The sequence below is a fragment of the Succinimonas sp. genome, assembly GCF_045225735.1.
GTDB lineage: Bacteria > Pseudomonadota > Gammaproteobacteria > Enterobacterales > Succinivibrionaceae > Succinimonas.
The window spans coordinates 1-8,607 of sequence record NZ_JBGVBR010000212.1; the positions used below are offsets into that span (position 1 = coordinate 1).

The window sequence follows — 8,607 nt, forward strand, 5'->3', positions numbered from 1 at the left end:
ACCGGCCCCGGGGAGAGAATCACATGACCAGTCAGAGCAAATATATCTTCATGCTGCTTACCTTTCTCACGGGATGCGCCCCGGGAACCTATCTCCCGCTTCTCAGTCTTTTTCTGACGGAAAGGCTTCATGCCGCTCCCTTTGAGGTGGGGCTCTATTTTACGGCTCAGGCGGTTCTGGGGATTGTGATTTCCCAGCTCCTGGCCCGGTTTTCCGACGGGCGGCTCTCCCGGGTGCGGCTGGTGCAGACCGGGGCGTTTTTCGGGCTTCTGGCCGCTCTCGCGCTGGTTTTTGTCCGGGATTACTGGATTCTGCTCTGCACGGCTCCCGTATGCATGAGCGTGTCCTTTGTCTGCACCCCGCAGATCTTCGCCGCCGGAAGAGAGTACGGCATAAGCCGCTACGGGGACGCGGTAATGTTTACCTCGGTGATGCGGACATTCTTTTCTCTGGCCTGGGTGGTGGCTCCGGTGCTCTCCTACTGGCTGGCCACGTCCTTCGGGTATGAATATGTCTTTGCCGGAACCGCAGGTATCTTTCTCACCACCATCACCATGGCGGGACTCTTTCTTCCTGACACCAAGGACGAGGCCCTGAAAAACGGCGCCGCGGCGGGCGTCTCCGTTTTTAACCGGGATACCCTGATTCTGTTTCTGTCAGTCACCGCCATGTGGCTGACCAACAATCTCTACATTATCAGCATGCCGGTATACGTGAAGAACGAGCTCATGCTGAATCCCTATCTCCCGTCCTATATGATGGCCGTTGCTGCTTTTCTGGAGATCCCGGTGATGCTGATTTCCGGCCGGGTGGCCCGGAGCTTCGGCATTAAAAGGCTCATGTATCTTTCCGGACTGGCCGGCACTCTCTTTTACGGCTCTCTTCTGGCGCTCCCCTCTGATTCGGAGCTCGGCTTTATTCTGGCGCAGGTTTTCAATGCCGTGTACATCGGCATCCTGGCGGGCATGGGGATGATCTATTTTCAGGAGCTTCTGCCCCGGGTGCCCGGACAGGCCACCACGCTTTTCAACAACTGCGCCGCCACGGGAGCGATTCTGGCGGGGCCGGCGCTGTCAGTCGCGGCGGGAATTACCGGCCACTACGGTTCCGCCTTCGGCATTCTGATGTTCCTGACGGCGCTGGCCGCCATCCTGCTCGTCTTTGTGCGGGATCCCTCCCGTCCTGAGATTCTGCCGGAGAAGAATCCGGCAGAAGCAGAAAAAGCTGGCAAAAAAGTGTAACCTCTGTCACCTTCTTCCGTTATCCCGGCAGTTAACTGAAGCGCCTTATGAAAGACGCAAAACCCCCAGAGAACAGAAAAAGGATAACAGAAGATGAACATGCTGATGACCGCTGAAAAAACTCCCGCCATGGATCCCGAAATTCAGGAAATGCTTTTTGCCGCCAATGACAGAAGCATCCGCGACATGATAGAAAGAGATAACGGTCTCCTAACCTTCGGTCAGCAGGATGAACGCTTTGAAAGAACCCGGAAATGGCTGGAAAGAAACAAGATTTCCTATGTGAATCTGGGCTCCCGCATCCTCTATAACACCTGGGTGCAGGCTCTGGAGGTAAAGCTCCCGCTGCCGGCTGCCGCCTGATGAAATGAACATGTAAAACCTGAAATATGCCCGGATCCGGATCTTCCTCAGGGGAGGATCCGGATTCCTTTATCCGGGGCAGGACTCCGGATTTACTCTTAGGAGCCATGCCCTCCGGCCGGTTCCCCCAATTCTCATTCCTTATTCCCGAAATCCCTGTTCCTTAGTTCCCCGCGCCGGAAAAACCAAAAAACCGGCAAAAAAGTGTAACCTCGGTCACCTTCTTCCGTTATCCCGGCAGTTAACAAGAGCGCGTAACAAAACGCATCACAAAACCGCAGGAGAAAAGAAGATGAACATGCTGATGACCGCTGAAAGAACCCCCGCCATGAATCCCGAAATTCAGGAAATGCTTTTTGCCGCCAACGACAAAAGCTTTCGGGAGATGATAGAAAGAGATAACGGCCTTGTAACCTTCGGGCAGCAGGATGAACGCTTTCAGAAGATGCAGAGATGGCTGGAAAGAAATCACATTTCCTATGTGAATCTGGGCTCCCGGATGCTCTATAACACCTGGGTGCAGGCCCTGGAGGTAAAGCTCCCGCTGCCGGCTGCCGCCTGATAAGAAGAAAAAGGACAGCAAACATTTCGGGATCCGGGTCTTTCCGCAGGGAATGGCCCGGATTTCTTTTCCGGAGCCCGGAAATCAGTCCGCGATCCCGTAATTATAAGACTGAGCCTCCCGGAAAAGAGGCGAAAGCTTATCCGTAAAGGCCTGACTCAGTCAGCGAAGGGAGGAGCGCGCGGGGAAATACCGGTTTTTACCCGGTGTTCGCAAAATTTGTCCTTGACTTTTTCGCATTCATTTATGTAATTTAGCACACTGAAAATTTTTCACTAACCGCCCCCTGTTAACTTTTATGAATACCTTGTTAGAACTGTTTGTGTTTTCAGCCAAATTCATTATCGGGTTTGGCGTGCTGTTCGTGTTTGCCGCGCTCCTGATCCTGCTTATCTTCAAGCTGTCCAAGTCGGTTTCTCATTTAAAGCTTTCCGATTTCGACAAGGAAGACGGCAAGCTGACGCTTTCTCTGGTGAATATCACTGAAAAGTACAAGGAGCGGAACGAGCAGTTCAGCAGCTTTGTCATGTCGGCATTCGAGGATGACAGCGAGCTTTCCGAGAAGCTTTCCAAAAAGGCCCGGCAGTATTCCCCGGACGAAGACAAGCCCTCCGTGAAGGAAAGATACGATAAGATTGTGAAGGAAATCGAGGATAGCGTGGATGCGGAGCTGAAGGCTGAGGAAGGCGCTGATAAACCGGCCGCCGGAACAGTCCCTGACAAAACTGCCTCTGATGCGGCAGCTCCTGACGCTTCCCTGGCCTCCGGGGATCCTGAGCCGGACAAGTCTCAGTCCTCAGGGATTCAGGTCTCCCGCGCTCAGGACAGCGGCAATGATGCCAAAGACGCCGGCGAGAGCAGCAGAAAAAAGACTCTTATGGCGGAAAAGCTGCAGGATGCCGCCGCCTTTCACAAGAAATGCCTCTATGTGGTGGATTTCAATGGTTCTCTTGATGCCTCCGAGGTCAAAACCCTCCGGGAGGCCATTAATTTAATTCTCGCCACCGCCGAAAGCAGCGATGAGGTTCTTATCAGACTGGAATCCCCCGGCGGCACGGTGAACGGCTACGGTCTCTGCGCCTCCGAGCTGGAGCGTCTTAAGGCCAAGAAGATTCATCTTACGGTGGCGGTGGATGAGATAGCCGCCTCCGGCGGCTATCTCATGGGCAGCGTTGCCGACAAAATCATCGCCGCCCCCTTTGCTTACATCGGTTCCATCGGCGTGGTGGTGGAATTCCCCAACTTCAACAAGGTGCTCAAAAAGTACGATGTGGAATACGAGCAGCTTACCGTGGGCGAATACAAGCGCACCATCAGCACCTGGGGCGAGAATACCGATGAGGCCCGGGAGCATGTGAAGGAGCAGATGACCATGATTCAGAAGGCCTTCAAGCAGCATGTCAAAAAACACCGTCCCAATATTGACATTGATAAAATTGCCAACGGCGATCACTGGCTGGCTCAGGATGCTCTGGCTCTGGGACTGGTGGACGAGATAAAAACCTCCGATGAATATATTATGGATAAGCTGGCGGAGATGGATGTGGTGGTGAAGGTGGCCTTCCTGGAGAAGAAGCCCCGCACCCTGAAGGATCTCATCGGCGGCGGCCTTCTTTTTCGGATGCTGCGGAGACTGGTCTCCGGCAGGCTGAATCAGCTATTAATAAAGGATAATTCCAACTGAGGCTTATAGATATGGGAAAGTCATTAGTTATTGTAGAGTCTCCGGGAAAGGTTCATACCATTAATGCCATTCTGGGATCAAAGTACATCGTTAAATCCAGTATCGGGCATGTGAGAGATCTTCCGGCGGCAGGCACCGGCGCCCGGGGCAGAACCGCCGGTCTCAGCAAGGATCAGAAGCTGTTTCAGCGGATGGGCATCGATCCCGAACACGGCTGGATTCCCACCTATGAAATCCTGCCGGGAAAGGAGGATGTGGTCAATGACCTGAAAAAGGCCGCCGCCAAGGCAGATTATGTCTATCTGGCAACCGATCTTGACCGGGAAGGAGAGGCTATCGCCTGGCATCTCAAGGAGGTGCTGGAGCTTCCCGATGACAAGGCCCGCCGGGTGGTCTTTAACGAAATCACCAAAAAGGCCATTCTGGAATCCTTTGAGCATCCCGGCAATCTGGACATGTCCATGGTGAATGCCCAGCAGACCCGGAGATTCCTGGACAGAGTGGTGGGCTTCATGGTTTCCCCGCTCCTGTGGGAAAAGGTGGGACGCGGGCTTTCCGCCGGCAGAGTGCAGTCCGTGGCCGTGCGCCTTATCGTGGAAAAGGAAAAGAAAATCAAGGCCTTTGTGCCGGAGGAATACTGGAAGGTAACCGCCTCTCTGTCCTCCGCGGCCGGGGATGTGGTCTGCGATGTCAGAAGCTTTCAGGGGAAGGAATTCCGTCCCGTTTCCGAAAGCGAGACCAAGGAACACCTTGAGAGACTCAAGGCTGCCGATCCTGTGGTTTCGGATGTGATTTCCAAAAGCGGGAAGGTGGCCCCGCCGCCGCCGTTTACCACGGCCTCCCTGCAGCAGAACGCCTCCTCCCGGCTGGGCTTCAGCGTGAAGAAGACCATGCGCCTGGCTCAGGATCTCTACGAGGCCGGCATGATCACCTATATGCGTACCGACTCCGCGCGCTTGTCCGAGGATGCTCTCACCGCCATCCGCAGCCATATTCAGGGAACCTACGGCAAGGACTACATGCTGGCTTCTCCCCGGATGTTTGCCGCCGGAGACAAGGCTCAGGACGCTCACGAGGCCATTCGTCCCACGGATATCGCCCGAGAGGATCCCGCCGGAGTGGATGCCGATGCCCGCAGACTGTACGAGCTTATCCGGACCCGGACTCTGGCCTGTCAGATGCCGGATGCCGAGGTGGTGTCCAGCGAGCTGGAGATCGCCGCCGGAGAATACGTGCTTTCCCTTAAGGGCAAGACGGTGAAGTTCGATGGCTGGATGAAGGTAGCCGGCTACAGCCGCGATGTCCTGATTCCGAACCTGAAGAAGGGGGATGCCTTAACTCTTCAGGAGCTTACTCCGGCCCAGCATTTTACCCGTCCCGAGCCCCGCTACACCGAAGCCACCCTGGTAAAGGAGCTGGAAAAGAGAGGCATCGGCCGGCCCTCCACCTATGCCACCATTATTTCCACCATTCAGGATCGCGGCTATGTGAAGCTGGAGCAGCGCCGCTTCTTTGCCGAGAAGATGGGCGAGATTGTGACCTACCGTCTGGGCAAGAGCTTCCCGGATCTTATTGACTATGATTTCACCAGCGGCATGGAGCGGAATCTGGACGACATCGCCGAAAGCCGCCTGGACTGGATCAAGTGTCTGGATGACTTCTACCGGGGCTTCCATCAGGAGCTGGACAAGGCCCGGGAGCCGGCAGAGGACGGCGGCATGGAGAACAATATCTCCGTGGAGACCAGCGTTATGTGTCCCGACTGCGGAAAGCCCATGCTGATTAAGAACGCCGCCACCGGCGTGTTCCTGGCCTGCTCCAGCTACAGCGGCAAAACCGGCCGGAAGAAGGATGAATCCTGCCGGAAGACCATGAACCTGGTGCCGGAAAACCAGCTCCCCATGTTTTCAGACGAGGAATCCGAGAGCCGTTTCCTGCGCACCAAGAAGCGCTGTCCGATATGTCAGGCGGTAATGGATTCCTACATCATTGACGAAAAGCGCAAGATTCATATCTGCTCCAACAATCCCAACTGCGCGGGGTACCTCCTGGAAACCGGCGAGTTCAAGCTGAAGGGACATGACGGCCCGGAGATCCAGTGCGAGCGCTGCGGATCCAAGATGGAGCTCAGAACCGGCCGTTTCGGGAGCTACATGGCCTGCACCAATGCCGAATGCGGCAATACCCGCAAGATCCTGAAGAGCGGCGAAATCGCGCCTCCCAAGGAAAGGCCGGTGGACATGCCGGATCTTATCTGCTCCGACGGCAAGTCCCATTTTGTGCTCCGGGACGGCGCTGCGGGGATTTTCCTGGCCTCCAGCGCCTTCCCCAAGGTGCGGGAGACCCGGCCGCCTCTGGTAGCCGAGCTCCGGAAGTACCGGGAGCTCCTCCCGGAGAAGTTCCTCTATCTGGCTGACGCGCCGGAAACCGATCCCGACGGGAACATGGTTACCGTGCGTTTCTCCCGGAAGCTGAAGATGCAGTACGTGCATGGCGAAACTCCGGAAGGAAAACCCACTGGTTTTGTAGCCTGGTACCGCGACGGCAAATGGGAGGCCGAGACCCCCGCCCGGAAGTCCGCGGCAAAGAAGACCGCTGCCGGAAAGGCCGGCAAGGACGGAGACAAAGCCGCTCCGAAGAAAACGGCGGCCAAAAAGTCCCGGAAAACCGCAGCCGATGCCGGCTGATCTCCGGCGCAGGATTATCTGATAACCCCCCGGAGAGAGCTCCGGCGGGATCATAATAAGGAATGCAGTAAAGGTTATGTCCCGTCAGCAGATTGATTTGCCGCCGCATGTGTACACGAGGCAGAATCTGGCGGAGAGCGGTATCCGCTTTCCGCCGCCGGTGCTGGACACGGCGGCCCGGAACGGTCCCTCCCTGACCGCCAGAATCACCGCCGTGCTGGCGGTGCTGGCTCTGGGAGCCTCCTGTTATACGGGGTTTTCGGAAGGAGCGGTAACGGTGATTCGGATAGCGGGCTTTCTGCTGTGTCTGGATGCGGCCTTCCGCTTTGTCCGCTGGGTCAGGCTGATCCGGATCCGGCAGCGGCTTCTGGCCGGAAGCCGCGGGGTGCCGGTGGAGCCGCTGGCTCTGGTGCTCAAGGGAAACCCGGAGGAGGTTCCGGCGCAGCTTTCCAAGGTGCGGAGCATTATTGCCGGCAGTGTGCCCCAGGTGGCGGTGGTTTACAAGGAGACCGGCACCAAAAAGCCCCAGTTCTACATTACTCCCTATCGCCGCAGCAAGGACTTTCAGATGCCCTCCGGCACGGCCATGCTGTACCGGCATCATTCCCGGGAGCATTACTATGTGCTGGAGGATGATTTTGATTTTATCAGGAACCGTTCCCGGGAACAGCTGTTTTCCGGAACCGTGTCCTCGGCGGAGTGCTGAGTTTTAGCTCTCCTGAGGAAAGGGAATAAGAGCCGGGGATAAGAGGCAGGGCAGAAGAGAGCTTTGCAGGAGAGGGCTTTTTGAGGATGTTCCCATAAAGGGCTGTTGGTGTTTGGGTTTTCTTGTTTGCAATTGGTTGTTTTTTGAACAAAAGTTGCTCATTGTTCACAAAATGGCGCTTATCAGTGTGCTAAAATCACCTTGTTTTGGGATTTGATTTGAGGTAAGCGCGGAAATGTTGATTGTGCTAAGCGACTTCAGAATTGCAAAGGATGTTCATACGGCAACGCTGATTTTCAAGAACCTGATGCTGGACGGCAAGCTTTCGGACGGCACGGAAAGGAGCGGCGTAAGCTCTGGCTGGATGGCGTTCCGGAACACCTATTTTACGGTTACTCAGGACTATCTCAGGAAGGCCCGTCCGGCTAACAGCGATTTCTTTGACATTACCGGGAATTCAGAGGACTGACGGGAAGGTCATTGCTTTAAGAGCGGCGGTTTTAAGAAGGGCGGAGCCTGCAGAAAAGCTGGGCGCTCTGCTTTTCAGGAAGAGATTTTCAGAAAGAAAGGGATGCGGAAACGGATCCTTTTCTTTTTTTGCTGCCTGTCTGTTTTGAAGCTCAGGAAAGAGGAATCATCATATGTCTGCCAGGATCGCCAAAAACACCATTCTCTTCGGACCTCCGGGTACCGGAAAGACCTACCACACCGTTATCTATGCCGTGGCGATTATCGAAAACAAAACGGCAGCCGAGGTTGTTTGCGAAGCGGAAGAGTCAGGTTACGCTGCCGTAAAGAAGCGTTTTGATGACTATAAGGACAAAGGAAGAATTGCCTTTGTCACCTTTCATCAGTCCTATGGCTACGAGGATTTTATCGAAGGAATCAGACCGGTGCTGCGCCGCGAGGAGCTTAATGACGGCACGGATGATACCGTAAGCGAAATTTCCTACCAAATTCACGACGGCATCTTTAAGCAGTTCTGCGACAATGCCAGATTAGCCCAGGACAGCGCTCAGGGCGATAATTACGGCTTAAATCAGAATCCTGCGGTCTGGAAGGTTTCTCTGGAAGGAACCGGGGACAATGAAACCAGAAGAGAATGTCTGGAGAAAGGGCACATCAGAATCGGCTGGGATAACTACGGCCCACTGATAAACGAGGCTACCGTGTTCGATCGCAGCAAAGGCGGCGAAGGCGGAAAGCAGATCCTGGATGCCTTCATCAACAAAATGCGGATCGGCGATCTCGTGCTGTCCTGCTACAGCGCCGCCGAAACTGATGCCATAGGCGTAATCACCGGCGATTATGAATGGAGCGATGATTATCAGAATTTCAAGCGGGTGCGGAAGGTGAAATGGCTG

Annotated in this window: 7 protein-coding genes and 1 pseudogene; all 8 read left to right on the plus strand. The window is 55.2% G+C overall.

All coding sequences use genetic code 11. From position 1 onward, the window contains the following. A partial coding sequence (locus ACJROR_RS07315) for a sugar efflux transporter (protein ID WP_406546547.1) occupies positions 1–1,241 on the plus strand: 1,241 nt, incomplete at its 5' end. 93 nt (positions 1,242–1,334) lie between these two features. Beyond that, on the plus strand, positions 1,335–1,604 hold the full coding sequence (locus ACJROR_RS07320) for a hypothetical protein (protein ID WP_406546548.1): 270 nt from the start codon (positions 1,335–1,337) through the stop codon (positions 1,602–1,604). Between the two features lie 292 nt (positions 1,605–1,896). Further along, the gene (locus ACJROR_RS07325) at positions 1,897–2,166 is read left to right on the plus strand and encodes a hypothetical protein (RefSeq protein WP_406040908.1); all 270 of its coding nucleotides are present in this window, start codon (positions 1,897–1,899) and stop codon (positions 2,164–2,166) included. Between the two features lie 298 nt (positions 2,167–2,464). Next, positions 2,465–3,850 carry a protease SohB gene (sohB, locus tag ACJROR_RS07330; RefSeq protein ID WP_406546549.1) on the plus strand — a complete coding sequence of 462 codons (1,386 nt, stop codon included), beginning with the start codon at positions 2,465–2,467 and terminating at the stop codon, positions 3,848–3,850. A gap of 11 nt (positions 3,851–3,861) precedes the next feature. Continuing rightward, positions 3,862–6,537 carry a type I DNA topoisomerase gene (gene topA, locus ACJROR_RS07335; RefSeq protein ID WP_406546550.1) on the plus strand — a complete coding sequence of 892 codons (2,676 nt, stop codon included), beginning with the start codon at positions 3,862–3,864 and terminating at the stop codon, positions 6,535–6,537. Positions 6,538–6,613: 76 nt separating this feature from the next. Beyond that, the gene (locus ACJROR_RS07340; RefSeq protein WP_406546551.1) at positions 6,614–7,243 is read left to right on the plus strand and encodes a hypothetical protein; all 630 of its coding nucleotides are present in this window, start codon (positions 6,614–6,616) and stop codon (positions 7,241–7,243) included. A gap of 235 nt (positions 7,244–7,478) precedes the next feature. Beyond that, positions 7,479–7,712 (plus strand): hypothetical protein, encoded by a 234-nt coding sequence (locus ACJROR_RS07345; RefSeq protein ID WP_406546552.1) that lies wholly within the window; start codon positions 7,479–7,481, stop codon positions 7,710–7,712. 172 nt (positions 7,713–7,884) lie between these two features. Then, a pseudogene (locus ACJROR_RS07350) lies at positions 7,885–8,607 on the plus strand (hypothetical protein); the annotation flags it as partial.

What these genes read in the sequence shown, in the direction of transcription:
- ACJROR_RS07345 (WP_406546552.1), top strand. Translation starts at nt 7,479, where the DNA reads ATGTTGATTGTGCTAAGCGACTTCAGAATTGCAAAGGATGTTCATACG.
- sohB (WP_406546549.1), top strand. Translation starts at nt 2,465, where the DNA reads ATGAATACCTTGTTAGAACTGTTTGTGTTTTCAGCCAAATTCATTATC.
- ACJROR_RS07320 (WP_406546548.1), top strand. Translation starts at nt 1,335, where the DNA reads ATGAACATGCTGATGACCGCTGAAAAAACTCCCGCCATGGATCCCGAA.
- topA (WP_406546550.1), top strand. Translation starts at nt 3,862, where the DNA reads ATGGGAAAGTCATTAGTTATTGTAGAGTCTCCGGGAAAGGTTCATACC.
- ACJROR_RS07340 (WP_406546551.1), top strand. Translation starts at nt 6,614, where the DNA reads ATGTCCCGTCAGCAGATTGATTTGCCGCCGCATGTGTACACGAGGCAG.
- ACJROR_RS07325 (WP_406040908.1), top strand. Translation starts at nt 1,897, where the DNA reads ATGAACATGCTGATGACCGCTGAAAGAACCCCCGCCATGAATCCCGAA.